Here is a 25,172-nt window from a genome sequence, read left to right as displayed (position 1 = left end):
CCGTCCGGCCCGGGCCTAACCGTCCAGGCAGGTCGGGCCGAGCAGCACCTTCAGGTCGCCGAACAGGGACGGGCTGGGGTTCACGCGCAGATGCACGGGCAGCCCCATCACCTCCACCCTGGAGTCGCCGTGCAGGTGCAGCCGCACCTCCGACTTGCCGCGGTGGGTCGTAAGCACCTCACCGAGTTCGTTCACCACCGCTTCGGTGGCCTTGTGTGTCGGCATCGTGATCACGAGCGGCCCGTCGAGGCCTTCGCTAAGGTCCGGCACGGAGAGTTCCATGCAGTTGACGGCCACCGCACCGTCGTCGCGGCGCTGCAGCCTGCCCTTGACGACGACGATCAGGTCTTCGGCCAGCACCGAGGCGATCGGGCCGTAGACCTGGCCGAAGAACATCACTTCCACCGAGCCGCCGAGGTCCTCGATCTCGGCGCGCGCATAGGCGTTGCCGCTGGCCTTCGCGATCCGCCGGCTGAGCGAGGTGATCATCCCCGCGATGGTGATGATGGCGCCGTCGTGTGGACCGTCCTCGGCGATGATCGAGGTAATGGACTGGTCCGCGTGCTGGGACAGGACGCCTTCGAGTCCCTGCAGCGGGTGGTCCGAAACGTACAGCCCCAGCATGTCGCGCTCGAAGGAAAGCTTGTCCTTCTTTTCCCACTCGGGCAGGTCGGGGATCTCGATGCTGAGGGACGCCTCACCCTCGGCTTCGTCGAACCCGGCGAAGAGGTCGAACTGTCCGATCGCCTCGTTGCGCTTGAGCGTGATGACCGAGTCGATCGCTTCTTCGTGGATCATGGCCAGGGCCCGGCGGTGGTGGTTCAGGGAGTCGAAGGCACCGGCCTTGATGAGGGATTCAATGGTGCGCTTGTTGCAGACCACCGCGGGCACCTTCATCAGGTAGTCCTTGAAGGACGTGTAGGCGCCTTCCTTTTCGCGCGCCGTCACCATGGCGTCGACGACGTTGACGCCGACGTTGCGGATGGCGCCCATGCCGAACCGGATATCGTTGCCGACCGGGGTGAAGTTGAGGGCTGACTCGTTGACGTCCGGCGGCAACACCGTGATGCCCATGTGCCGGCACTCATTGAGGTAGATCGCGGATTTGTCCTTGTCGTCGCCGACGGAAGTCAGCAGGGCGGCCATGTACTCCGGCGCGTAGTGCGCCTTCAGGTAGGCGGTCCAGTACGAAATCACGCCGTACGCCGCCGAGTGCGCCTTATTGAAGGCGTAGTCGGAGAAGGGCAGCAGGATATCCCAGAGGGTCTTGACCGCTTCCATGGAGTAGCCGTTGTCCTGCATGCCCTGGGAGAAGCCGGCGAACTGCTTGTCCAGCTCGGATTTCTTCTTCTTACCCATGGCCCGGCGCAGGATGTCGGCCTGGCCCAGGGAGTAGCCGGCGAGCTTCTGCGCCACCGCCATGACCTGCTCCTGGTACACGATCAGGCCGTAGGTGCCGCCCAGGATCTCCTTCAACGGCTCCTCGAGCTCGGGGTGGATCGGAATGACGTCCTGGATCCTGTTCTTGCGCAGCGCGTAGTCGTTGTGCGCGTTGGCGCCCATGGGACCGGGCCGGTACAGGGCGAGCACGGCGGAGATGTCTTCGAAGTTGTCAGGCTTCATCAGCTTGAGCAGGGAACGCATCGGGCCGCCATCGAGCTGGAACACACCCAGGGTGTCGCCCCGGGCCAGCAGCTCGTAGGACGCGGCGTCGTCGAGGGCCAGGGCTTCCAGGTCCAGGTCCTCGCCACGGTTCATCTTAATGTTTTCCAGCGCGTCGGAAATGATCGTCAGGTTCCGCAGGCCGAGGAAGTCCATCTTGATCAGGCCGAGGCCCTCGGAGGTCGGATAGTCAAATTGCGTGATGACCTGGCCGTCCTGGAAACGGCGCATGACCGGGATGACGTCGATGATCGGGTCGGAGGACATGATGACGCCGGCGGCGTGGACGCCCCACTGCCGTTTCAGGCCCTCGATGCCCAGGGCGGTCTCGAAGACCTTCGCCGCCTCCGGGTCCGTGGCGATCAACTGCCGGAAGTCCGCGGCCTCGCCGTAGCGCTTGGCCTGGGGGTTCTGGATGTCGGCCAGCGGGATGTCCTTGGCCATGACGGCGGGCGGCAGCGCCTTCGTCAGCTGTTCGCCCATGCTGAACGGGTAGCCGAGCACGCGCGATGAGTCCTTGAGCGCCTGCTTGGTTTTGATGGTGCCGTAGGTGACGATCATGGCCACGCGTTCGTCGCCGTATTTGCGCGTTACGTAATCGATCACTTCGGAGCGGCGCCGGTCATCGAAGTCGACGTCGAAGTCGGGCATGGAGACGCGGTCCGGGTTGAGGAAGCGTTCGAAGATCAGGCCGTGGTGCAGCGGATCGAGGTCGGTGATGCGCATGGCATACGCCACCATGGAGCCTGCACCCGAGCCACGTCCGGGACCCACCCGGATGCCGTTGTTCTTGGCCCAGTTGATGAAGTCTGCCACCACGAGGAAGTAGCCGGGGAACCCCATGGACGTGATGACGCCGAGTTCGTAGTCGGCCTGGGTGCGCACCTTGTCCGGGATGCCTTGGGGATAACGGTATTGAAGTCCCTTGTCGACTTCCTTGACCAGCCAGGACGTTTCGTCCTCCCCCTCCGGGCAGGGGAAGCGGGGCATGTAGTTGGCGCCGGTGTTGAACGAGACGTCGCAGCGTTCGGCGATCAGCAGCGTGTTGTCGCACGCCTCCGGGTGGTCCCGGAAGAGCTCCCGCATTTCCTGCGGCGACTTGAGGTAGTACCCGCTGCCGGAGAAGGCGAAGCGCGAGCCGCCGTTGTCGTACGTCGGCTCCAACAGTGTGGAGCCGGACTGGATGGCCAGCAGGGCCTCGTGCGCCTTCGCGTCGTGCTCGTGGGTGTAGTGCAGGTCGTTGGTGGCCACCAGCGGAAGGTTCAGTTCCTTGGCCAGGCGAAGCAGGTCCCCGGTGACACGCCGCTCGATGTCCAGGCCGTGGTCCATGAGTTCGCAGAAGTAGTTCTCTGCCCCGAAGATGTCGCGGAACTCGGCCGCCGCTTCGACGGCTTCGCGGTACTGTCCGAGCCGGAGCCGGGTCTGGACTTCGCCGGACGGGCAACCGGTGGTGGCGATCAGGCCTTCGGAGTAGGTGTTCAGCAGTTCGCGGTCTAGTCGAGGCCATTTGCCGAAGACGGAGTCCAATGACGCGAGCGACGAGGCGCGGAACAAGTTCCGCATGCCCACATTGTTGTAGCTGAGGAGCGTCATGTGCGTGTACGCGCCGCCGCCCGAGATGTCGTCTTTGCGCTGGTTCTCCTCGCCCCAGCGGACGCGCGTCTTGTCCGTGCGCGCGGTTCCCGGCGTCACATAGGCTTCGACGCCGATGATCGGCTTGATGCCCTGGTCTGTAGCCCGCTTCCAGAAATCGAAGGCGCCGAAGAGGTAGCCGTGGTCCGTCGTGGCCAGGGCGGGCATACCCAGCCGCTCGGTTTCATCGAAGAGTTCCCCGAGCCGGGCGGCGCCGTCCAGCATGGAGTACTCGGTGTGGTTGTGGAGATGGACAAACGAGTCATTGCTGGAAGTCACCGGACCATTCTAGTGCCGGGACCCGGCCTCCGCTGCCAGGCACTCCGGATCAGGCGTGGCCGGACTCCAGCACCTCAAGGGCGTACTGCAGGTCCTGCGGGTACTCGCTGGTCACGGTGACCCGCTCCCCCGTCCGCGGGTGGTCGAAGGAAAGTTGCCGGGCGTGCAGCCACTGCCGGGTGAGGCCCAGGGTGGCGGCAAGCCGCGGATCCGCGCCGTAGGTCAAGTCGCCGGCGCAGGGGTGGCGCAACGCCGAAAAATGCACCCGAATCTGGTGGGTCCGCCCGGTCTCCAGGTGCACCTCCACCAGCGAGGCCTTGCCGAAGGCCTCCAGCACCTCGTAATGCGTTATGGAGTCCCGGCCGTCCTCAATCACGGCGAAGCGCCAGTCGTGTCCGGGATGGCGCCCGATCGGGGCGTCGATGGTGCCGGCCAGCGGGTCCGGGAGGCCCTGGACGACGGCGTGGTAGACCTTGTCCACCGTGCGCTCCTTGAAAGCCCGCTTGAGCGCCGTGTACGCCCTTTCCGTCTTGGCGACCACCATGACGCCGGAGGTGCCGACGTCGAGCCGGTGCACGATCCCGGCGCGTTCCGGGGAACCCGAGGTGGAGATCCTGTACCCGAGTCCGGCCAGCCCGCCCACGACCGTGGGACCGACCCAGCCGGGCGAGGGGTGCGCCGCCACACCTACAGGTTTGTCGACCACGACAAACTCGTCATCGTCCAGCAGGATCAACAGGTCTTCCACAACTTCCTCCACGACTTCCAGGGGATCCCGGCGGTCAGGCACGACGACGTCGAGATCCGCCCCGGCGCTGAGCTTGAGCGATTTGCCGACGGCTTTGCCGTGGCTGCTGACGTTGCCCTCAGCGATCAGTGTGGCTGCCTGTGAGCGGGAGATGTCCATCAGTTTCGCCAGACCTGCGTCCACCCGGGCGCCGGCCAGCTCGCCGGGGACGGTGAAGTGCCGGCGTTCGGGCGCCGTCGCCGGTCCGGGCTCAGACATTGTGCTCCCGGCCGTTGTGTTCCGGGCCCTTGTGTTCCGGGCCCTTGTGTTCCGGGCCCTTGTGTTCCAGCGCCGCCGGCCGGGCAGTTTCATCATCCCGGCGCTTGCCCACGCGAGAGCCGTCTAGGGCGATGCCGCGCAGCGTGAGCAGGCAGATGATGACCACCGCGGAGACCACCGCCGAGTCTGCGATGTTGAAGATTGCGAAGTTGGGCAGCTGGATGAAGTCCACCACATGGCCCATGGCGAACGAGGGCTCGCGGAAGAGCCGGTCGGTCAGGTTGCCCAGGGCGCCGCCGAGCAGCAGCCCGAGTGCCAGCGCCCACCAGGCGGAGCCAAGCCTGCGCAGCTGCAGCAGGATCGCGACAGACACTGCAGCCATGATGATCGTGAACACCCAGGTGATGTTCTCGCCGATCGAGAACGCGGCGCCCGAGTTGCGGATGTAGTACCAGTGCAGCAGCGGCGGCAGCACGGGGATCCGCTCCCCTTCGGTCATTGTGGCCGTGACCCAGAGCTTGGTGAGCTGGTCGAATACGTAGGCGAACACCGCGAATCCGGCGAACAGGGACAGCAGGACGGCGCGCCGGGGCTTGCGCGCCGGCCCGGCGGCATTAGCCGTCGGCGAAGGCTGCGCGGAGTCCGCGGGCTGGGCGGCGTCTGGTATTGGTGCGTCAGTCATAGTGCTTTCGTTCCGGTGCCGGTTAATGCAAAAGCCGGTGGCCGAGGAGTCCTCAGCCACCGGCTTCCAGAATACTTGCCAATGGTCCTAGCTGTTGGCTTCGACCTCGGGGGCCGCCACCGAACCGCGGGCGTCCAGGTCACGCAGCTGGCCTTCAATGTAGGCCTTCAGGCGGGAGCGGTAGTCACGCTCGAAGCCGCGAAGCTGCTCAACCTTGCGCTCCAGCACGGAGCGCTGCTGCTCGAGGGCGCCCAGGATCTTGCGGGACTTTTCCTGCGCATCGTTGACGAGGCTGCTGGCTTCGATCTGCGCCTCGGCGATGATCTTGTCGCGCTGCTGTTCACCGTCGGAGACGTGCTTGTCGTGCATCTGCTGCGCCATCGCGAGCAGTCCTGCTGCGGACTCGGCGGACGGCGTGGAGGCGACGCGGGCGGCCGGGGCGGGAGCGGTTGAGGGTGCGGGAGCCTGCTCGGCTTCCTTCTTCTTGGCGACTTCGGCGGCCTTGGCCTCGGCTTCTGCCTTGGCGCGGTCTTCCTTCTCGGCCTTGACGGGTGCCGGCACCTTCTCCACGACGGGAGCGCCAGCAGCGGAGCTGGCGGCCGTACCGGAACCGGATTCGGCGAGCTTCTTGCGCAGCTCGTCGTTCTCCTGGTTCAGGCGCCGCAGTTCGACGACGATTTCATCCAGGAAGTCATCAACTTCGTCCTGGTCGTAGCCTTCACGGAACTTGGTCGGCTGAAAGCGCTTGTTGACAACGTCTTCTGGCGTCAAAGCCATCTGGTCACCTCGTTGGTCTAGTTAGTCAGGGGCCTTCCGGCCGTCAAAACTACGGTACCTAAATATGGTCTGGTTCCTCTAATTCAACACCGCAGTGTCAAACCGGAGTTTCAATCTTTTCCGGCGTCGAACCGGGTCCGCCGCGGCGGCTACGCGGCGATGGGCTGCGCGAAAGTGAAGTACCTCGCGACGTTCATGGCCACTGAAACGGCCAGGAAGAGCACCAGGAACGCCAGGTCCAGCGAGATGCCGCCGATCCGCAGCGGAGGGATGATCCGACCGAGAAGTTTGAGGGGCTTGTCCGTGACGGAGTACACGGCGTGGGCGGTCACCAGAGCGGCGCCGTGCGGACGCCAGCTGCGGGCAAACATCTGGACCCAGTCGAAGATGAGGCGGGCGATCAGGGCGACAAAGAAGAGCAACAGCGCGATATAGGCCAGTCCGAAAACAATTCCCATGAGCTAAGTTATATCTCCATGTTCATTCCGGATACCGCAGTGTCCTGACAGTGGTTATACCTCTATTCCAACACGGAATGTTCGGCACGGATGCCAGACGGGTCTGCCCGCCTGGCATCCGTGCCGAAAATCCGGACTAGCTCTGATTGAAGAAGCTGGCCTGCGTCTCGGAAATCTTCTTGTCGTCACCGATCACTTCGACGTACGACGGCGACAGCAGGAAGACCTTGTTGGTCACCCGTTCTATGCTTCCGCGCAGGCCGAACACAAGGCCGGCGGAGAAGTCGACGAGGCGCTTGGCGTCGGCTTCGCCCATGTCGGTGACGTTCATAATGACGGGGATGCCGTCACGGAAACTTTCGCCGATCAGCTTGGCATCGTTGTAGGACCGCGGGTGGATCGTCGTGATCTGCCGCAGGCCGGTGGCTTCTTCGCGGCCGGCCGCCGCTCGCTTAATGGGTGTCACAGGTGCGCGGTATTCCTCTTCGGCGGCGTAGGGATCTTCCCGGGGGGCCTCGCGTACAGGCGCCGGTGCGCGGCGCTCCTCGCGGTCGTGCTCCATGGAATCGTCCTCATCCTTGTGCGGTGTGTGATGGTCGGACTCGTAATGTTCATCGCCATCGGCGAGCCCAAGATAGATCATTGTCTTGCGCAGACCGCCAGCCATGGTCGACTCCTAATCGTGTCCGTCTGCGGGCCGCTCAGTGACTTGACTGTTTGGAGTCACTGCATTGGAGTCCCCGCCATTGCCTTCCAATACCTCGAACCTACCCCACTGCCGGGCGGGGACCGAGAATATCGGCGCCAATTCGAAGGTGTGTCGCTCCGAACCGGATCGCCGCTTCCAGGTCCTGGCTCATACCGGCCGAAATGGCTGTGGCCTGCGGATACTCGGCGCGGAGCCCGGCGGAGATCCCGGCCAGCTTTTCGAACGCCGCATCCGGAGACCCGCCAAGGGGTGCCACTGCCATTACCCCGGCCAGCCGGAGACCGGCGGCTGTGGCGAGCAGTTCGCCCAGTTCCGGGACGGCGGCGGGCACCGCGCCGCCGCGGTGGCCGTCGGCGTCGTCGTCCAGGCTGACCTGGATGAAGCACTCGAGGTCCTCCCGGCCGGTGCGTCCCTGTTCGGTGACCACCGCCTTGGCCAGGGCGGTGACCAGCTGGGCGCGGTCCACGGAGTGCACCGCGTGAGCGTACTTCACCACCGATTTGGCCTTGTTGCTTTGCAGTTGGCCGATGAAGTGCCAGCGGAGCCGCAGCTCCGCCAGCCGGGCAGCCTTGTCCGCCGCTTCCTGGTCCCGGTTTTCGCCGACGTCGGCGACGCCGAGCGCGGCCAGCCGCGCCACGTCCCCGGCGGAGTGGAATTTAGTCACCACGATCAGCTCCGGCGGGGCCTCCTGCCGCCCGGCGCCAGCCGTTGCGGCGTCGATCCGCCGCCGGACCGCGGCAAGCCGGACGCGCAGTTCGGCGAGCCGGTCATCGTCCCGGCCGTCCCATGCCGCCGGCGCGGTCACTCGGCCGCCCCTGTCCAGATCAGCCCCGCGAACCGGCCGGTGCGGGCGTCGCGCCGGTAGGAAAACAGTTCGCCGTCCTCCCGGGTGCAACCGCCGGAGTATTCGATGGCGACCCCGTCGGCCGCCAGCTGGCTGCGGACCCCGGCCGGAAGGTCCAGCCCGGGGGTGCCCTGCGACGTCGTGCACCAGGCCGCGGGGACGAGCGCCGCAACATCCGCGCGCATGCCCTCTGGGACCTCGTAGCAGCTTCCGCAGATCGACGGCCCGATCCAGGCGCCGATGTTTTCGGCTCCCAGCGCACGCATGCGCGCCACGGCGGCGGGGACCACCCCGGCGGCCATGCCCGGCCGGCCGGCATGGACGACGCCGAGCAGCGGGGCCGCCGGGCCGCCTGCGGCACTCTCCCCCACCAGCACGATCGGCACGCAGTCGGCCACCATGACCGCCAGCGGCTGCCCGTCCGACACCATCGCGTCGGCGGTCGGAGCGCCTGCGGTCGGTGCGGCGGCGCCGACGGCCGACGCCGGGCTGCCGGCAAAGACGGCCACCGTGTTGCCGTGGATCTGGTTCATGAACCGGAAGTGCCGGTATCCGAGCCCTGCGGCCTGTTCAAGTTCCTCCCGGCGACGGTGGACCGCGGCCGGATCGTCCCCGACATGGAGCGCCAGGTTGCCTGCCGCAACGTTGGTAAACGCCACCCAGACGCCGGGCCGCACTTCAGCTCGCCAGGAGAACACTCAGCACCCCGCCATTTCAGGAACCAGCATCATTGAAATCTTCATACCAAACACCGTAACCCGCCAAAGCAGCATGGCACCGCCATCAGGCGGTGCCATGCTGCCGATGACAGCTTGCGGACGGGTGGGCCTACTTCAGGAAGTCGGGCACGTCCAAGTCATCCGTATGACGTCCGGACAGATCCGGCTCGACCACCGAGGGCAGGTCCACGTCGAACCCCGAATCGGCGGGCACAGCCGACGTGCGCTGCTGGCCCCAGTTGCTGAGTCCGGAGGCGCCGACTCCGGCGTGCAGCGGCTGGACCGGCGCCGAGGCGGGAGCCTGGGCCGGGGCGGGGGTGGCGGGACGCGCCGGAGCGGGCAGCGACTGGTCCATCGAAGGAGACGTGGCCTTGACATCGTCGAACCCGGCCGCGATCACGGTAACCCGGGCTTCATCGCCGAGGGCATCGTCAATCACGGCGCCGAAGATGATGTTGGCTTCGGGGTGCGCCACTTCCTGGACCAGCCGTGCGGCCTCGTTGATTTCGAAGAGGCCCAGGTCCGAGCCGCCCTGGATGGACAGCAGGACACCGTGGGCGCCGTCGATCGACGCTTCGAGCAGGGGCGAGGCAATGGCCAGCTCCGCGGCCTTGACGGCGCGGTCTTCGCCGCGGGCCGAGCCGATGCCCATCAGGGCGGAACCCGCACCTTGCATGACGGACTTTACGTCGGCGAAGTCAAGGTTGATCAGGCCGGGGGTGGTGATCAGATCGGTGATGCCCTGGACACCGGACAGCAGGACCTGGTCGGCGGAACGGAAGGCGTCCAGCACCGAGACGTTCCGGTCGCTGATGGAGAGCAGCCGGTCATTGGGGATGACGATCAGGGTGTCGACCTCGTCACGAAGGGCGTCGATGCCTGCTTCCGCGGAACCTGCGCGGCGGCGGCCCTCGAAGGTGAACGGGCGGGTGACGACGCCGATGGTCAGTGCGCCCAGCGATCGTGCGATCCGGGCCACGACGGGCGCGCCGCCGGTGCCGGTGCCGCCGCCTTCGCCGGCGGTAACGAAGACCATGTCCGCGCCGCGGATGACCTCTTCGATTTCGTCGGCGTGGTCCTCGGCAGCCTGCCTGCCCACGTCCGGGTTCGCGCCGGCTCCGAGGCCGCGGGTCAGCTCACGCCCGATGTCGAGCTTGACGTCGGCATCGCTCATCAACAACGCCTGCGCATCGGTGTTGACTGCGATGAATTCGACGCCGCGAAGTCCGACTTCGATCATTCGGTTGACTGCGTTCACGCCACCGCCGCCGATGCCGACGACCTTGATGACGGCCAAGTAATTCTGCGGAGCTGCCACGTTACGTGTCCCTTGTTCGTGTTCTATTGCGAAAACTGATGAAGTCAAGCTTGAAGCCCTGAAGGTTAACCTTCTAGTTGAAGGTTATAGTTATGTCAAGTAACTCATGCCATTGACGCTATTTCCTATGTCCGGGACATTCAATAACCGGCTCCGCGTGTCGCGGTAATACCGGAGAAATGCCGAGTGTTTCTGCCATTGCGTCGCGTTTGAGCTCCGCAACGCGGCGCCGCTTCCCGGCACAGGCACCCATTGGACTGTCGCCCGGGCGCCCGGCGGTGTAAGAGACTGACAATCATCTAGTGACCGGATGCCGCGGCACACTGACGTCGTAGACCCGGACCGGGTTTTTCGGATCAGCCGGCGCCTTCAGCAGCGCGGCGAGCACCCTGGCTTTGAGCTCCTTCTCCCCTTCGTTGCCCCAGACGATGGTCTGCCCGTCCACGAGCTTGAGTTCCACCGCGTCGACTGACTTAGCCGAGGCATCGGAGAGCCGGGCGAGCACGTCGGCCGGCAGCGCCCCGAGTACGGCCGTGATGGCATGGAACAGATCCTGCGGCAGCGCGCCAGCGCCGCCGTCAACGACCGGAAGCTTCACCGAAGCAGGGTCCGGGGTGGTGCTGAGCTGGACGCCGTCGACGTCGACCAGCTGGAAAACGCCGGCCTGCTTGACCAGCGCCACAGGCACCCGCTCCGTGATTCTCACCTGCAGGGTGGACGGCGGCCGGCCCTCGGTGGTGACGGCCTTGATCTGAACCAGCGGCTTCAGCAATCCGCTAACCTCCTGGTCGCTGATCTGCGGCAGCGGCTTGCCCTGCAGCGGAGCCAGGGCGGCCTTGACCTGGTCCGCGTTGAGCATCCGGGCGCCCTCCACGGTGACCGTTTGGACGGCCAGCCACGGTGAGTAGACGGCGGCGGCCACGATTCCCGCGATCAGTACAGCGATCACTGCGACCGTGCTGAGGACGATCCGGCGGCGGCGTTTGGCCTTCGGCTCGGGAAAGGACAGGACATTGCCGCGGCGGGGCCCGGTCGAGGCGGCGCCGGCGGGACCGGCACCCGGGGGTTTCGGCGCTGCGGAGTCCGACTTGGACGCCGAGATGATGTCCGGCCCGCGCGTGCTAGCCACCGGGCGACTCCAGGGTCAGCGCCTCGACGATACGGGGGCCGTACCCGGTGACGTCGCCGGCGCCGACCGTGAGCACGATGTCCCCGGCCGCGGCGGCCTGGAGGACCGCCTGCACGGCGTCCTCGGCGGGCCCGACGAGCCGCCCTTGCGAACCGAGGTGGTCAGCGATCAGCTGACTGGTGACGCCCGGGATGGGGTCTTCCCGGGCCGGATAGATGTCCAGCACCAGGGCCGTGTCCGCGGCGTTGAGGGCGTCGGCGAACTCGTGCGCGAATTCGCGGGTCCGGGAGAAAAGGTGCGGCTGGAACAGCACGTGGACGCGGTGTTCACCGGCCACCGAGCGGGCAGCGGCGAGGGCTGCGCGCACCTCGGTGGGATGGTGGGCGTAGTCGTCGTAGACGCGCACGCCCCGGCCCCCGCCCTTGAATTCGAAGCGGCGCGAGGCTCCGGAGAAGTTTGCCAACGCGCCGGCCGCTGCCCCTGGGGCGACGCCGAGCTCCAGCGCCACCGCGAACGCTGCGGCGGCGTTCAAGGCGTTGTGCCGGCCTGGCACCTGCAGCTCGACTGCGAAGCGCCCGGCCGGCGTGGAGATCCAGACGTCGCCCGTCCCGCCGTCGTGCAGCTTCACATCGGCGTCCCCGGCGGTACCGTAGAGCACCACCCGGGTGTTCGACTGTTCCCGGGTGCGCAGCGCGAGGGCGCGGGCGCCGTCGTCGTCGGCGCAGGCGACCAACAGGCCGTCCGGGGGGAGCAGTGCGGCGAAGCGGTCGAACGAGGCGTAGACCGCTTCCGGCGTGCCGTAGTAGTCCAGGTGGTCCGGTTCGACGTTGGTCACCACGGCGATCTGCGGCCGGTAGTTCAGGAACGAACCGTCCGATTCGTCGGCTTCCGCAACGAAGACCGGTGACGTCCCGGAGGCCGCGTTCACGCCGAGGGCCGGGACGTTGGCTCCGATTGCGAAGGACGGATCCATCCCGGCGCCCTGCAGCAGCACCGTGATCATCGACGTCGTGGTGGATTTGCCGTGCGTTCCGGCCACCGTGATGGCCGTGTCCTGGGCCATGGTGGCGGCCAGGGCCTCGGAGCGGTGCAGCACCGGCAGCCCGGCGGCGCGCGCTGCGGCCAGTTCGGGGTTGTCCGATCGGATGGCCGAGCCGGCGATGACGGTCTGCGCATCGTCAAGGTTGGCCGCGTCGTAGCCGACGCCGACCCGTGCGCCCGCCGCGGCGAGCTCAGCCATCACCGGCAGGTCGTTGGCGTCGGAGCCGCTCACGGGCACGCCCCGGGCCACCATGATGCGGGCGACGGCGGACATGCCTACGCCGCCGATGCCGATGAAGTGCACCCGCCCCAGCGATTCCTGGGTGCGGGCCGCCGGCGGGGTGCCGTTCCGGGCCTGGGTCATTGCTTTACCGCTTCCTGCCTGCTGTTCAAAGACACTGCTGTTCAAAGTCACTGCTGTTCAAAGTCACTGCTGTTCACTGCTCACGGTCACTGCTGGTGGGGGTCACTGCTGGTGGGGGTCACTGCTGGTGGACTGCGCTGCCTCGAGGACCAGTGCGGCCATCCGCCGGTCGGCGTCCCGGATGCCGAGTTGCTCGCCGGCGGCGGCCATCCGGTCCAGCCGGGCAGTATCGCGCAGCAGCGGGATGATGTGCCCGCTGATCCAGTCGGCGTCGAAGCCCGTGTCATCGACAAGCAGTGCGGCGCCGGCGCTGACCAGCCCGGCCGCGTTCAGCGCCTGTTCGCCGTTGCCGATCGGGAGCGGGACAAAGGCTGCGGGGACGCCGACGGCGGCAACCTCGCAGACGGTCGCGGCACCGGAGCGCGCCAGGAGCAGGTCCGCGGCGGCGTAGGCCAGCTCCATGCCCTCCACGTACTCGACCTGGCGGTAGCCGGGGGCAGCCAGCAGCCTGCCCTGGGCATCGTGGACGGTTTTGCCGCGTCCGGTGATGTGCAGGGTCTGGATGCCGGCGTCGGCGAGGGCGGCGGCCGAGGCGGCGATGGCGCTGTTGATGCTCTGCGCGCCGGAGGAGCCACCGGTGACGATCAGGGTGGGTTTGTGCTGCTCCAGGCCGAGCGCGGTGCGGGCGGCCGCCCGGGACGCCAGCCGGTCCAGGCCGGAAATTTCGCGCCGCATCGGCATGCCGACGTGCCGCGCCCCGCGGAGCGTGGTCGCCGCGAACGCCACGGCGACGTGCCGGCTCAGCCGGGCTCCGACCCGGTTCGCGAGCCCGGCCCGGGTGTTCGCCTCATGCACCACGATCGGGATCTTGCGGCGCCAGGCAGCCAGGTACAGCGGGGTGCAGACGTAACCGCCGACGCCCACCAGGACGTCCGCCCGGGCCTCGTCCAGGATGGCACCGGCCTGGCGCACGGCGCCGGCGAGCTTAGCCGGAAGCCGGAGCAGCTCCAGTGACGGCTTACGCGGGAACGGCACCCGGCTGACGGTTGCCAGTTCGAGTCCGGCGGCGGGAACCAGCCGGGCCTCCATGCCGCCAGGGGTGCCGACGGCAAGCAGCCGCGCGCCGGGTCGGACCTCAAGGAGGGCATCCGCGATGGCCAGCAGGGGGCTGATGTGCCCGGCGGTACCACCGCCGGCGAGGACGACGGACAAGGGCGAATCGGTCTTCATGGCGGGCTAGGTACGCTTTCGTGCGGGGTTCTTGGGGGCGGCCGTTCTGGTGCCGGGCTTCCGCATGGCCGTGCTTCCGGCTGCGCTGCTTCCGGTTGCGCTTCTGTCCGGTCTTCCGGCTGCACTTCTGCCTGCCGGTGGCTTTCCTGCCTGCGCCTTGGCTGCCGGCACCTTAGCTGCCGGTGGCTTTGCTGCCGGCGCCTTGGCAGCGGAAGTTTTGGCCGGGGATTTGGCTGGGGATTTGGCCAGGGCCCTGGCCGTCGCAGGCCTGGCGGCTGCCGGTGCCTTGGCGGTCGTCCTCGCCGCCACCTGCTTGCGGAGTACTGTGGCGAACCCGGCGGGACCAAACTTAAGCAGCCCCTTCGGCTGCATGCCAGGTTCCATCTGCGCCCGGGCCAAGGACAACACTACTCCGATGGCGCACAGCGACATGAGCAGGGCCGAGCCGCCGTAGGAAATGAACGGCAAGGGCACACCGACAACGGGGAGCAGTCCGGTGACAACGGCCATGTTGACGGTGGCCTGGCCGAGCAGCCACACCATGATCGCACCCGCGAGGACCCGGTGGAAGACGTCCTGCTGCGCCACCACGACGCGATAGACAGCAGTGCCCAGGATCGCGAAGAGGACCAGGACGACGAGCGTGCCGATCAGGCCAAGCTCCTCGCCGATGATGGCGAAGATGAAGTCATTGTGCGCTTCCGGAATCCAGCTGTACTTTTGCCGGCTCTGGCCCAGCCCAACACCGAACCAGCCTCCTGATGCGAGTCCGTAGAGACCGTTGGTGGATTGGTAGTTCAGATCGGACCCGTCCGCGCAGGTCTGGCCGGTCCACGACAGGATGCGGCACATGCGGTTCGGGCTGGTGATCGCCAGGAATACGGTTCCGAGCGCCAGGACCGCCCCGGCGATACCAAACAGATAAAGCCTCACACCGGCAAAAAACAAGCCCGCAGCCAGGATCATCATCACGATCATTGCCGTACCGAGGTCGTTTCCGGCCAGAATGAGCACCAATACCGCAGCGGCACCGGGGACTACGACCGGAACCAGGACGTGGCGCCAGTTGTCGAGGTGCCGGGCCTTGCGGTGGAGCACGGTCGCCATCCACAGAGCCAGCGCCAGCTTGGAAGCTTCCGACGGCTGAAAGGTGAAGGGACCGACGTCGATCCAGTTCTGGTTGCCCAGTGCGCTGCGTCCCACGAGGAGCACCAGCACCAGCAGGAAGACGGCCAGGATGATGGCCGGCCACGCGAAGCGTTTGAGCCATGCCACGTTCACGCGCGACAAGACCAGCATCACGAAGACGCCAATGGCCGCGAAAAGGCCCTGCTTCAAGGCAGCGGAATAGGGTGACTCCCCCGCGGCGATTGCCTCCACACTGGAGGCGGACAACACCATCATGATGCCGATCGCCGTCAGCGCCAGGGTCGATCCCAGGATGAGGTAGTACGTGGAACCGGTGCGGGATTTGCCGGTCCCTTCCAGAGCGGACCAAAGGCCGCGGTACCAGCCCCGGACCCTGGCGGCGGGGGTGGGCCGTGATCCGGCGGTCCCGCCGGCGGTGGTACCTGCTTTCCTGCCTGCGGCAGCCGTCCGTTCCGCTGCGGAACGGGTGGGCGTGCTGACCATTGCTACTCCTCGGTGGTCTGAGCCTGCCCTTCCACGAGCTCGCGGACAGCTTCGATAAAGGCGTCGCCACGGTGAGCATAGGAAGAGAACTGATCCATGGACGCAGCTGCCGGGGCCAGGAGCACAGTGTCCCCGGAGGTGGCCAGCTGCGCCGCCGACGCAACGGCCCTCGCCATTACAGTCTCGCCGTAAATCCGCGAAGGAACTGCGTCGGCATGGGCCGGTCCGGCAGTCTGCACACTTTCAGTGTCGCCCTTTGGCTGGCCGATCACGGGGACATCCGGCGCGTGTCGCTGGAGCGCGGCCTGCAGGCCGGAAGAGTCCGTCCCGATCAGCACCACGGCTTTGAGGCGCCGGGCGTTGTCCCGGACCAGCGAGTCGTAAGTCACACCCTTGGACAGGCCGCCGGCGATCCACACCACGTGCTCGAAAGCGGACAGTGAGGCCGCTGCCGCGTGCGGGTTGGTGGCCTTCGAATCGTTGATCCAGAGCACACCCTCGTGTCGGGCGACCGGCTGGATACGGTGGTCCCCCGGCAGGTAGTTCTGCAGCCCCTGCCGGACGGCGGCGGGCTCGACCCCGTAGGCCCGCACGAGGGCGGCCGCAGCGAGGGCGTTGGCCACCATGTGCCGGGGGGCCACCGCACCGAGATCGGACATCGCGGCGAGTTCGGCGGCGCTGTCCTTGCGTTCAGGGATAAAGGCCCGGTCAACGAGCAGGCCTTCGACCACGCCGAGCATGCTGATAGCCGGGGTGAGCGTGGTGAAGCCCACCGCGCGGCAGCCCTCCACCACGTCAGCGGCTTCGACCATGCGCTCGGTTTCAATTTGCTCGGCGTTGTAGACGCACGCCTTCTGCGTCCGCTCATAGACCTTGGCCTTGTCCGCCAGGTAGGAGGCATAGGAGCCGTGCCAGTCGACATGGTCTTCGGCGACGTTAAGGCAGACGCTGGCCACCGGCGACACGGAGTGGCTCCAGTGCAGCTGGAAGCTGGAGAGCTCGACGGCGAGGACGTCATAGTCCACCGGGTCGCGGAGCGCGTCAAGAATCGGCGTGCCGACGTTGCCGACCGCAATCGCCTTGAGCCCGGCGGCCTGCAGCATGGATTCGGTCAGGCCGACGGTCGTCGTCTTCCCGTTGGTGCCGGTGATGGCGATCCAGTCCGCCGTCTTGCGCCCCTTGCGTTCGCGGAGGCGCCAGGCGAGTTCGACGTCGCCCCAGACCGGAATGTGCGCCCGGGCGGCTGCGGCGAGCAGGGCCTGGTCGGGCCGCCAGCCCGGCGAGGTGACGATCAGTTCGGGCTTCCCGCCGTCGACCTTGGGCACCGAGTTTACGGCGTCCTCGCCGAGCAGCACGTCGGCGGCTCCGACGATCCGGAGCGTGTCCGCCTGGGCGCGGGCTTTCACACTGTCCGCGGCGTCCACCACAACTACCCGGGCACCGAGTTCGATCAGGGTGTCGGCGGCGGCGAACCCGGAGATGCCGATGCCGGTGACGACGACGCGGAGCCCGGCCCAGTCGGAGTCCCAGCTGGTGAGGTTCTCCAGCCGTGGCGAACTGGCCAACGGCTCGGGAATGACCCCGCTCACAGCAGCACCACCCATTCGGCGTAAAAGATACCCAGACCGGCGGCAACGAAGAGGCCGCAGAGGATCCAGAACCGGACCACGACTGTGACTTCCGCCCAGCCCTTGAGTTCGAAGTGGTGCTGAAGCGGGGCCATCTTGAAGACGCGTTTGCCCTTGGTGAGCTTGAAGAAGCCCACCTGGATGATGACCGAGAGGGTGATCAGGACGAACAGGCCGCCGATGAAGGCCAGCAGCAGTTCGGTGCGCGACAGGATCGCAAAGCCGGCGACGGCGCCGCCGATGGCCAGCGAGCCGGTGTCGCCCATGAAAATTTTCGCCGGCGAGGTGTTCCACCAGAGGAAGCCGACCAGAGCGGCGCTGAGGATGGCGGCGAGCAGGGCGAGGTCTAGCGGATCGCGGACTGTGTAGCAGCCGCTGCCGGCCTGCCGGGGCGAGCCGCAGGACTGGTTGCTCTGCCAGATCCCGATCAGGGTGTATGCCCCGAACACCATAATGGATGCGCCGGCGGCCAGTCCGTCCAGGCCGTCGGTGAGGTTCACACCGTTTGTAGCCGCGGTGACGATCAAGTTAGACCAGACCACGAACAGGATGGCGCCCAGAACGGTGCCGCCGAACGCAAGGTTCAGCCAGGGAATATCACGGACCAGGGAGATCTGGTACGACGCCGGCGTGACCTTGTTCTCATCAGGGAAGTTCAGCGCAAGGACCGCGAAGATGATGCCGACCAGGGCCTGAAGGACCAGTTTGGCCTTGGCGTTGAGGCCCAGGCTGCGCTGCGCGGAGATCTTAATGAAATCGTCCAGGAAGCCCACGAGCCCCATGCCGACCATCAGGAAGAGCAACAGCAGGGCCGAGGCGGACGGGCCGGACGAGACCGGGTTCATCAGCCACATCACGAAGTGCGTGATGCTGTAACTTGCCAGCACCGCAACCACGACGACCATGCCGCCCATGGTGGGCGTTCCGCGCTTGGTGTGGTGCGAGGTCGGCCCGTCGTCGCGGATGAACTGCCCGTAACCTTTACGGACCAGGAACCGGATGAAGAGCGGGGTGCCCAGGAAAGAGAGCAGCAGGGCCAGGCCGGCGCCCATCAGCAGTGCGATCACGGCAGCGCGCTCCCTTCAGTGGCGGTTGCGGCGGACGGTTCGGCCGCTACCGGCGCCAATGGAGGCAATGCTATCCGATCCCCCAAATGCCGCAGGCCGATGCTGTTGGAGGACTTGAAAAGTACCAGGTCGCCGGGCTCCAGTTCGGAGCGCAGGATCTGGTAGGCCTCGTCGGCGGTTTCAGCGAAGAGGCATTCGTCGCCCCAGGAGCCCTCGTTGACGGCCGAAATGTAGAGTGCCCGGGCTTCGCGCCCGATCACCAGCAGCCGGGAGATGTTGAGCCGGACCACCTGGGTGCCGACGGCGGTGTGCTCACGGATGGAGTCTTCGCCGAGTTCCAGCATGGCGCCGAGCACGGCCCAGGTCCGGCGGCCGCGGCCCAGGTCCGCCAGCGTCCGCAGGGCCGCACGCATGGACTCGGGGTTGGCGTTGTAAGCGTCGTTGATGATAGTCACGCCGTCGGGCCGTTCGGTGCGTTCCATCCGCCAGCGGCTGGCAGCGCCCTGGGCGCTCAGCGAGGTGGCGATCCGGGCACCGGGGATGCCGGCGGCATGGGCGGCGCCGGCCGCGGCGAGCAGGTTGGCTACGTGGTGGGCCCCGATCAGCCTGGCCGCGACGCGATGCCGACCGCCGTCCGGAAGGACAAGGTCAAATTCAGGGCTGCCCCCGGCGTTCAACTCGACGGCCTCGGCCCGTACCGTGGCCGGCTGGCCGCTCCGGGCGGGCTGCGAGGAGAAGCCGAGAATAGGCGCCGCGGTCCGGCCGGCCATGGCCGACACGAGGGCATCGTCCAGGTTCAGCACGGCAGTGCCGTCGGCGGGAAGGGCCTCGACCAGTTCGCCCTTGGCCACTGCGATGTTCTCGACGCCGCCGAACTCGCCGGCGTGGGCGGTGCCGACGCCGAGCACCACGCCGATTTCGGGGCGGACCATCGCCGCGAGGTAACGGATGTGGCCGATTCCGGTGGCGCCCATCTCGATCACGAGGTACCGGGTGTCGAAGCCGGCTTTGAAGACGGTCAGCGGCACGCCGACCTCACCGTTGTAGGAGCCCTGCGGGGCCACCGTCGAGCCGTGTTCGGCGAGGATTCCGGCCAGCAGGTCCTTCGTGGTGGTCTTGCCCGCGGAGCCGGTAATGCCGATCACCGTGCAGGCGTCCCCTGCGGCGGCCCGGCGGTCCCGGATCCGGCGGACCGCTTCGGCGGCCAGGGCGCCCATGGCCAGGACGGAGTCCTCGACGACGACCGCAGGGTAGGTGTGCCCCGCGGCGTCTGCGATGTCGCGCTGCACCAGGGCCAGGACGGCACCCCGTTCGAAGGCGGCGGCCACGAAATCGTGCCCGTCGGCCGCTTCCCCCGGCTTGGCCACGTAGAGCGATCCAGCCGCGGCTTCGCGGGAGTCAGTGACCACGGAGCCGGGCGTGATGCCTGGTTCAGCGGACAGCCGGCCGTGGGTAATTTCGGCGATTTCCGCCGCAGTAAATGCAATCATCTCGGTTTAGGACTCTATCCGCTGGTCGTCGAGAACGGTGAATCCTCGTGCTGTCAAGGAGGACCGCAGTTCCACCCGGTCATCGAGGGCAAGGTTCACACCCTTGACCTCCTGCCAGACCTCGTGGCCGCGGCCGGCCACCAGGATCGTGTCCTCCGGGCCCGCCAGTTCTGCCGCTTTGCGGATGGCGGCGTCGCGGGGGAAAACCTCCAGGATGGTGCACTCGAGGTCACCGCTGTTCCTGGCCGCCAGGGCGCCCGCCATCACGTCGGCACGGATGGCTGCGGCGTCCTCATCGTGCGGATCATCGTCGCTAATGATCACGGTGTCCGCGAGCCGGGCCGCGATCGCGCCCATCGCCGGCCGCTTGCCCTGGTCACGCTGGCCGGTGGCGCCGAAGACGACGATCACTTTCGACCCCGGCTCCGGGGAGCGCACGGCCTCCAGCGCGCGGGCGAGGGCATCCGGGTTGTGGGCGAAGTCGACCACGGCGGCAGGAGCCGTCGCGACGAGCTGCATCCGGCCGGGGACGGCCACGGTGAACGGATCGGCACCGTCCAACGCTGCCTGCACCTGCGCCGCACCGGCGCCGCTGGCGAGCACCATGACGGTTGCCAGCGCCGCGTTGGCGATGTTGAAGCTTCCGGGCAGTCCGGTGTGCAGGCGCAGTTCGGTGCCGTCCCGGTGCCGCAGCCCAAAATCGGTGCCGAGTCCGCGCGGAGCGGGGTCCACGACGGTCCAGTCTGCGCCGGGCCCGCCAGCGTCCCCCATACCGGTCGCGAGAGTGGTGACCGGGATGCCGGCGACAGTGGCTAACTTCCGGCCCCACTGATCATCCACGGTCACGACGGCGGTCCGGGCGCGGCCGCCGGTGAAGAGCCGGGCCTTGGTCTGGAAGTACTCTTCCATGCTGCCGTGCAGGTCCAGGTGGTCCTGCGTGAGGTTGGTGAAGCCGGCGACGTCGAACTCCACGCCGTCGACCCGGTGGAAGGCGATGGCATGCGAAGACACCTCCATCGAGGCGGCGTCGAGTCCGCGTTCGCGCATGAGCGCCAGGAGGGCGTGCACATCCGTTGATTCGGGGGTGGTGAGCAGGCTGGGGATCGCCTCGGCGCCGGCCAGGATCTCGATGGTGCCGATCAGCCCGGTCTTCTTCCCCAACGCCTGGAGCAGGGCGTTGATGAAGTAGGTGGTGGTGGTCTTGCCGTTGGTGCCGGTGACCCCGAACAGCGCCGGGGCGTCGGCGTTCGCCGGACGGCTCCGGTAGATCAGCGCGGACAGGCGCCCGACGAGGCTACGCGGCTCCTGGGCCAGCAGCACCGGCACGGAAATGTCGTTAGAGACGGCCAGCAGGCGGGCGCCGGCCTCGTCGGTCAGCACGGCGACCGCGCCGGCGTCCACCGCTTGGGAAACGAAGTCCGCGCCGTGCCGGGCGGCCCCCGGCAGGGCGACGTACAGGTCCCCCGGCTGCACCGCCCGCGAGTTCAGCGAGATCCCGGTGACCTGGACGGCGGCGGAAGTGCCGGGTACGACGACGCCGATCCACTCACCGATGGTTTCCAGCGGCACCGCGGCAACCGCCGCGGGCCGGAACGCCGCGGTGGAGACCTGGCCGGACGGCGCGGAGGCCGCGTCCTGGGCATTGAGCTCTGACAAGTGGATCTCCGTTTGGTGGTGCGGGCGCAGGGTGCGTGGCGCGCGGAGGATTGCCCCGCACGCAGGCCCGGCTGCGTGGAACTGTTGTTGCTGCTGGTTCGTGGTGCTGGTTGCTACTTGGCGTACTGCGGCAGCCTGGCCGGCTCGCCGGTCGACGGCTGGACGTTGTACATGCGCAGCGCCTGTCCCATCACCGAACGGAACACCGGCCCGTTGGTGATGCCGTAAATATTGCCCTTGGGCCGCTGCAGGACCACCTCAACAATAAACCGCGGATCGTCCATCGGCGCCATCCCCACCATCGAGGCCGTAAAACCGCAGAAGCCGGACTTGCCGTCGTCGCACGGCGATTCCGAGGTTCCGGTCTTCGCCCCCACCCGGTAACCGTCGATGGCCGCTTCCTTGATCTCGCCCTCGGTCACGGCACTTTCGAGGATGTCACGCACCTGCTTGGCGGTGTCCTTGGAGACCACCTGCCTGCTGTCGTGGACCGGCACCTTTTCCTCGGTGCCGTCGGGGTTGATGTAGCTGTCGATCAGGCGCGGCTGGAGCATAACGCCGTCGTTGGCAATGCTCTGGTAGGCGCGGACTGTCTGCAGCGTCGACTGCGCAACGCCCTGGCCGAACAGGACGGTGTACTGCTGCCGGCCGTCCCACTGGTCGGCCGGCGTCAGGATGCCCTTGGCTTCGGCTGGCAGGCCGATATCCGGGGTTTCGCCGATGCCGAACTTCTGCAGCCAATCGTGGCGTTGGTCCTTGCTCAACCGCTGGCCCGCCATGACCGTGCCGGTGTTCATGGAATACCCCAGAATGCCGGCCAGGGTCCGCTCTTCGGTGCCATGTTCGAAGGCGTCGCTGAACGTCTGGCCGTCCACGGTGTAGGTCGGCGGAATGGTGAACCTGTCCAGCGGGCTGGACTTGCCCTCCTCGATGAGCGCGGCGGCCGTGATCATCTTCTCCACCGAGCCCGGCTCATAGGCGGCCGTCACGGCACGGACGCCACGGTCCTTGGCGTCCACCTTGCCGGGGTCGTTGGGGTCCGGCGCGTTAGTGTCCGCCATTGCGACGATGTTGCCGGTCTTGACGTCCGAAACGACGATGACGCCCCATTCGGCGCTGAGCTTGTCCTTCTGGCTCTGGATGGCCTGCTGGGCGAAGTATTGGAGGTCGGAATTGAGCGTGAGCTTGATGTCCTTGCCGTTAACGGCCGGGGTGAACTGGTCCACGCCCACCGGGATCCGCAGCCCGTCGGCGCCGATTTCGAAGAGCCGTTTGCCCGCCGAACCCTTCAGGACGTCGTTCTGGGTTTGTTCGAGTCCGGCCTGGCCGGTGGTGCCGTCCTTGAGGAAGCCGACGATCCCCCCTGCCACCGACCCGTTGGGATAGACCCGCTTGCTGGTGCCCTCGGTGACGATGCCGGGGATCTGAAGCTTGGAGATGCGGTCTTCGACGTCGGGCCGGATGTCTTTCGCCACGATGTAGTAGCGCTGCGTGCCCGTCAGCGCCGCCTTGAGGTCCTCCATTTTGATCCCCAGCACTGCCGCGAGCTCCTGGATGCCCTGGTCCCGGGGGATCTTGGCCACGGTGTCCTTGCCGTCGACCTTTTCGAGCCGTGGGAAGGTTTCGGTCTTGGTGTTGACAGTCTGGTCCACCACGACGTTGTAGCGGATCACGCTGCTGGCCAGAATGGTGCCGTTGGCGTCGAGGATGCTGCCGCGCTCCGCAGGCAGCACAATCGGCGTGAGCCGGTTTTTGAGCGCCGCTTCGGCCATGCCGCCGACGTCGAGGCCCTGGACGAGGAAGAGTTTCCCGCCGACCACTAGCAGGAGCGCGAGCATGATGCCGAGCCCGATCCGCAGCCTCCGTGTGGCGCTCGGCGTCTTACCTGTACTTGCCTTGCTGGTGTTCTGCGCCACGATCATTCCTTGCTGCTTGCCTGGCTGGTCGACGGTCCCGTCAGCTACTGTCCCGTCAGCTGCTGTCCGGTCAGCTGCTGTCCGGTCAGCTACTGCCCGGTCAGCTACTGTCCGGGGGCCTTCTGGGCGGGGGCCGGGACTGACCCGCCGTGCAGGTCCACCGCGGGAGCGGGCACCGGGGGTGCCGGCGTCTGTACGGCCGGGGCGGGGACCGCGGATGCCGGAGTGCTCTCGGCGGGTTTGCGGTTGTCCAGCGGATCCTTCGCCGTGGCGGCCGGAACCACGTACGCCAGGCCCGCGACGGCCGGCGCGGCAATGACGGCACCGGGAGCGTCGCCCTTGACGGCAGGCTTGGCCTTTCCTGTCACCGCGAGCGTGGACAGGTCGATCTGGCCGTTGCCCTTGGATGCAACCATGCCCAGCTCCGTGGCCTTGGCGGCGAGGTTCTGCGGGGCGTCATAGTTCTGCACCTGCTGCGTGAGGTCCTGGTTCTGCTTGGTCAGCGAGGACTGCTGCGCCCGCAGCTCCACCAGCTGGTACTGCGCCGAGGAGACGGAGATGTTCAGGACCAGCACCGCCATGAGCGCCAGCGCCAGGATCCCGAAGCACATCACGACGAACGGGGCACGGCGCTTGCGCGGCGTGGACCGGACGACGGAGAGCGGAGTCCGGGTCTTACGTGCCGGTGCGCCCGGGTTCAGCTCCGGCAGGGCACGGGCCGTGGCAGCTGTGGCAACGGGGAACCTGTTGACGGCGGCGGTGCTCATGCGACTCTCCTGGCTTTGATGCGTTCCACGGCGCGGAGCCTGGCGGAGGCAGCACGTGGGTTTTCGGCGATTTCCGCGGCGGTGGGCACCTCGGTGCCCTTCGTCAAGGTCTTCAGTTCGGCTTTGTGTTCCTCAAGTTCCACCGGAAAGCCGAGCGGCGCGGAGGACTTGGAGCCGGCCTGGAAGACACCCTTGACGATCTTGTCTTCCAGCGAGTGGTAGGACATGACGACGATCCGGCCACCCAGCGCGATGGAGGCCACGGCTGCCGGGACCGCTCGCTCGAGGACTTCGAGTTCCTCGTTGACCTCGATCCGGAGGGCCTGGAAAGTACGTTTGGCGGGGTGGCCGCCGGTTTTGGCGGCAGCGGCGGGAACCACGGCGCGGATCGTCTCGACGAGTTCACCGGTGCTGGCGAAGGGTTTCGCGGCGCGGGCCGCGACGATCCGGTTGGCGATCCGGCCGGCGAACTTCTCCTCTCCCCACTTCCGGATGATCCGGACGAGTTCCTCTTCGCTGTAGTTGTTCACCACATCGGCAGCCGTCTGGCCGCGGCTGGTGTCCATCCGCATGTCCAGAGGCGCGTCGAAGGAGTACGCGAAACCGCGTTCGCGCTCGTCCAGCTGCAGCGAGGAGACGCCCAGGTCCATCAGCACGCCGTGCACTTCGCTGAAGCCAAGATCGTCCATGACGTCGGGGATTTCGTCATAGACCGCGTGGACCAGGTCGGTGCGGTCGGCAAAGGGGCGGAGGCGCTCCCCTGCCAGGGCGAGAGCCTCCTCGTCACGGTCGACGCCGATCAGGTGCAGGTCCGGGAACCGCTGCAGCATGGCTTCGGAGTGGCCCCCCATGCCGAGGGTGGCGTCGACGACGACGGGCGTCTCGCCCCGGCGTCGCGCTTCCTCGAAAGCAGGTGCCAACAAATTGATGCACCGGTCCTTGAGGACCGGTACATGGCGTTCGGACGTAGGCTTCGCCTGGGGGGAGTCGTCGCTCATGCCTGCGTCCTTTCGTTGCCGGGAGTGCTTGTCATTTGCTGCTGCGCGGTGTTGCTGCGCCAACGGCTCGGCCGTGGGTCTGGTGTGCGGGTTTCTTGATCCAGATCCCCATCCGCGCCTACCCGGCTGCTGCCTGGCTCCGGGGAAGTGAGCCAGGTGGACGCCGGA

General features: G+C 67.2%; 19 protein-coding genes and 1 pseudogene. All 20 read right to left on the bottom strand.

Annotated features, from left to right (window positions below):
* Positions 1-15 precede the first annotated feature (15 nt).
* The 20 genes and pseudogenes from dnaE to rsmH all read right to left on the bottom strand — a co-directional run bounded on the left by dnaE (position 16) and on the right by rsmH (position 25,004).
* Positions 16-3,573 (bottom strand): DNA polymerase III subunit alpha, encoded by a 3,558-nt coding sequence (dnaE, locus tag ABIB14_RS11585; protein ID WP_354236024.1) that lies wholly within the window; start codon positions 3,571-3,573, stop codon positions 16-18.
* 49 nt (positions 3,574-3,622) lie between these two features.
* Entirely contained in the window at positions 3,623-4,579 is a 957-nt protein-coding gene (locus ABIB14_RS11580) for an RluA family pseudouridine synthase (RefSeq protein ID WP_354236023.1), read from the bottom strand.
* On the bottom strand, positions 4,572-5,261 hold the full coding sequence (lspA, locus tag ABIB14_RS11575; RefSeq protein WP_354236022.1) for a signal peptidase II: 690 nt from the start codon (positions 5,259-5,261) through the stop codon (positions 4,572-4,574). Before lspA ends, ABIB14_RS11580 begins: the two co-directional genes overlap by 8 nt.
* Before the next feature lie 87 nt (positions 5,262-5,348).
* Complete coding sequence (locus tag ABIB14_RS11570; RefSeq protein ID WP_354236021.1) at positions 5,349-6,038, bottom strand: DivIVA domain-containing protein; 690 nt, start codon at positions 6,036-6,038, stop codon at positions 5,349-5,351.
* A 149-nt stretch (positions 6,039-6,187) separates the two neighbouring features.
* Positions 6,188-6,496 (bottom strand): YggT family protein, encoded by a 309-nt coding sequence (locus ABIB14_RS11565; protein WP_354236020.1) that lies wholly within the window; start codon positions 6,494-6,496, stop codon positions 6,188-6,190.
* Between the two features lie 136 nt (positions 6,497-6,632).
* Complete coding sequence (locus ABIB14_RS11560; RefSeq protein WP_354236019.1) at positions 6,633-7,163, bottom strand: cell division protein SepF; 531 nt, start codon at positions 7,161-7,163, stop codon at positions 6,633-6,635.
* A gap of 100 nt (positions 7,164-7,263) precedes the next feature.
* Positions 7,264-8,010, bottom strand: coding sequence for a YggS family pyridoxal phosphate-dependent enzyme (locus tag ABIB14_RS11555; protein WP_354236018.1), 747 nt, complete (start codon positions 8,008-8,010; stop codon positions 7,264-7,266).
* Positions 8,007-8,747 carry a purine nucleoside phosphorylase YfiH/LACC1 family protein gene (locus ABIB14_RS11550; protein ID WP_354236017.1) on the bottom strand — a complete coding sequence of 247 codons (741 nt, stop codon included), beginning with the start codon at positions 8,745-8,747 and terminating at the stop codon, positions 8,007-8,009. The genes ABIB14_RS11555 and ABIB14_RS11550 overlap by 4 nt, the downstream gene beginning before the upstream one ends.
* 130 nt (positions 8,748-8,877) lie before the next feature.
* Positions 8,878-10,086: a cell division protein FtsZ gene (gene ftsZ, locus ABIB14_RS11545; RefSeq protein ID WP_354236016.1), complete on the bottom strand. Its 1,209-nt coding sequence runs from the start codon at positions 10,084-10,086 to the stop codon at positions 8,878-8,880.
* 295 nt (positions 10,087-10,381) lie between these two features.
* Positions 10,382-11,215 (bottom strand): cell division protein FtsQ/DivIB, encoded by an 834-nt coding sequence (locus tag ABIB14_RS11540; protein ID WP_354236015.1) that lies wholly within the window; start codon positions 11,213-11,215, stop codon positions 10,382-10,384.
* A complete protein-coding gene (gene murC, locus ABIB14_RS11535; protein WP_354236014.1) occupies positions 11,208-12,620 on the bottom strand; it encodes a UDP-N-acetylmuramate--L-alanine ligase in 1,413 nt (470 codons plus the stop codon). The genes ABIB14_RS11540 and murC overlap by 8 nt, the downstream gene beginning before the upstream one ends.
* A 102-nt stretch (positions 12,621-12,722) precedes the next feature.
* Positions 12,723-13,850 carry an undecaprenyldiphospho-muramoylpentapeptide beta-N-acetylglucosaminyltransferase gene (murG, locus tag ABIB14_RS11530; protein WP_354236013.1) on the bottom strand — a complete coding sequence of 376 codons (1,128 nt, stop codon included), beginning with the start codon at positions 13,848-13,850 and terminating at the stop codon, positions 12,723-12,725.
* Between the two features lie 339 nt (positions 13,851-14,189).
* Positions 14,190-15,482, bottom strand: a pseudogene (gene ftsW, locus ABIB14_RS11525) (putative lipid II flippase FtsW); the annotation flags it as partial.
* Positions 15,483-15,484: 2 nt separating this feature from the next.
* Positions 15,485-17,086 carry a UDP-N-acetylmuramoyl-L-alanine--D-glutamate ligase gene (gene murD / locus ABIB14_RS11520; RefSeq protein ID WP_354236012.1) on the bottom strand — a complete coding sequence of 534 codons (1,602 nt, stop codon included), beginning with the start codon at positions 17,084-17,086 and terminating at the stop codon, positions 15,485-15,487.
* On the bottom strand, positions 17,068-18,177 hold the full coding sequence (gene mraY, locus ABIB14_RS11515) for a phospho-N-acetylmuramoyl-pentapeptide-transferase (protein WP_354236011.1): 1,110 nt from the start codon (positions 18,175-18,177) through the stop codon (positions 17,068-17,070). Before mraY ends, murD begins: the two co-directional genes overlap by 19 nt.
* The gene (locus ABIB14_RS11510) at positions 18,174-19,667 is read right to left on the bottom strand and encodes a UDP-N-acetylmuramoyl-tripeptide--D-alanyl-D-alanine ligase (RefSeq protein WP_354236010.1); all 1,494 of its coding nucleotides are present in this window, start codon (positions 19,665-19,667) and stop codon (positions 18,174-18,176) included. Before ABIB14_RS11510 ends, mraY begins: the two co-directional genes overlap by 4 nt.
* Positions 19,668-19,673: 6 nt before the next feature.
* On the bottom strand, positions 19,674-21,323 hold the full coding sequence (locus ABIB14_RS11505) for a UDP-N-acetylmuramoyl-L-alanyl-D-glutamate--2,6-diaminopimelate ligase (RefSeq protein ID WP_354236009.1): 1,650 nt from the start codon (positions 21,321-21,323) through the stop codon (positions 19,674-19,676).
* A gap of 113 nt (positions 21,324-21,436) precedes the next feature.
* The gene (locus ABIB14_RS11500; protein WP_502909650.1) at positions 21,437-23,245 is read right to left on the bottom strand and encodes a peptidoglycan D,D-transpeptidase FtsI family protein; all 1,809 of its coding nucleotides are present in this window, start codon (positions 23,243-23,245) and stop codon (positions 21,437-21,439) included.
* A 98-nt stretch (positions 23,246-23,343) separates the two neighbouring features.
* Positions 23,344-24,006, bottom strand: a complete 663-nt coding sequence (gene ftsL / locus ABIB14_RS11495) for a cell division protein FtsL (RefSeq protein WP_354236007.1) — start codon at positions 24,004-24,006, stop codon at positions 23,344-23,346.
* Positions 24,003-25,004, bottom strand: a complete 1,002-nt coding sequence (gene rsmH / locus ABIB14_RS11490) for a 16S rRNA (cytosine(1402)-N(4))-methyltransferase RsmH (protein ID WP_354236006.1) — start codon at positions 25,002-25,004, stop codon at positions 24,003-24,005. The genes ftsL and rsmH overlap by 4 nt, the downstream gene beginning before the upstream one ends.
* Positions 25,005-25,172: the final 168 nt, after the last annotated feature.

Source organism: Arthrobacter sp. UYEF3, from assembly GCF_040546245.1.
Classification (GTDB): Bacteria; Actinomycetota; Actinomycetes; order Actinomycetales; family Micrococcaceae; genus Arthrobacter.
This window is presented reverse-complemented; position numbering and strand designations above follow the sequence as displayed.

What these genes read in the sequence shown, in the direction of transcription:
- ABIB14_RS11580 (WP_354236023.1), bottom strand. Translation starts at nt 4,579, where the DNA reads ATGTCTGAGCCCGGACCGGCGACGGCGCCCGAACGCCGGCACTTCACC.
- lspA (WP_354236022.1), bottom strand. Translation starts at nt 5,261, where the DNA reads ATGACTGACGCACCAATACCAGACGCCGCCCAGCCCGCGGACTCCGCG.
- ABIB14_RS11570 (WP_354236021.1), bottom strand. Translation starts at nt 6,038, where the DNA reads ATGGCTTTGACGCCAGAAGACGTTGTCAACAAGCGCTTTCAGCCGACC.
- ABIB14_RS11565 (WP_354236020.1), bottom strand. Translation starts at nt 6,496, where the DNA reads ATGGGAATTGTTTTCGGACTGGCCTATATCGCGCTGTTGCTCTTCTTT.
- ABIB14_RS11560 (WP_354236019.1), bottom strand. Translation starts at nt 7,163, where the DNA reads ATGGCTGGCGGTCTGCGCAAGACAATGATCTATCTTGGGCTCGCCGAT.
- murC (WP_354236014.1), bottom strand. Translation starts at nt 12,620, where the DNA reads ATGACCCAGGCCCGGAACGGCACCCCGCCGGCGGCCCGCACCCAGGAA.
- murG (WP_354236013.1), bottom strand. Translation starts at nt 13,850, where the DNA reads ATGAAGACCGATTCGCCCTTGTCCGTCGTCCTCGCCGGCGGTGGTACC.
- murD (WP_354236012.1), bottom strand. Translation starts at nt 17,086, where the DNA reads ATGGGTGGTGCTGCTGTGAGCGGGGTCATTCCCGAGCCGTTGGCCAGT.
- ABIB14_RS11510 (WP_354236010.1), bottom strand. Translation starts at nt 19,667, where the DNA reads ATGATTGCATTTACTGCGGCGGAAATCGCCGAAATTACCCACGGCCGG.
- ABIB14_RS11500 (WP_502909650.1), bottom strand. Translation starts at nt 23,245, where the DNA reads ATGATCGTGGCGCAGAACACCAGCAAGGCAAGTACAGGTAAGACGCCG.
- ftsL (WP_354236007.1), bottom strand. Translation starts at nt 24,006, where the DNA reads ATGAGCACCGCCGCCGTCAACAGGTTCCCCGTTGCCACAGCTGCCACG.
- rsmH (WP_354236006.1), bottom strand. Translation starts at nt 25,004, where the DNA reads ATGAGCGACGACTCCCCCCAGGCGAAGCCTACGTCCGAACGCCATGTA.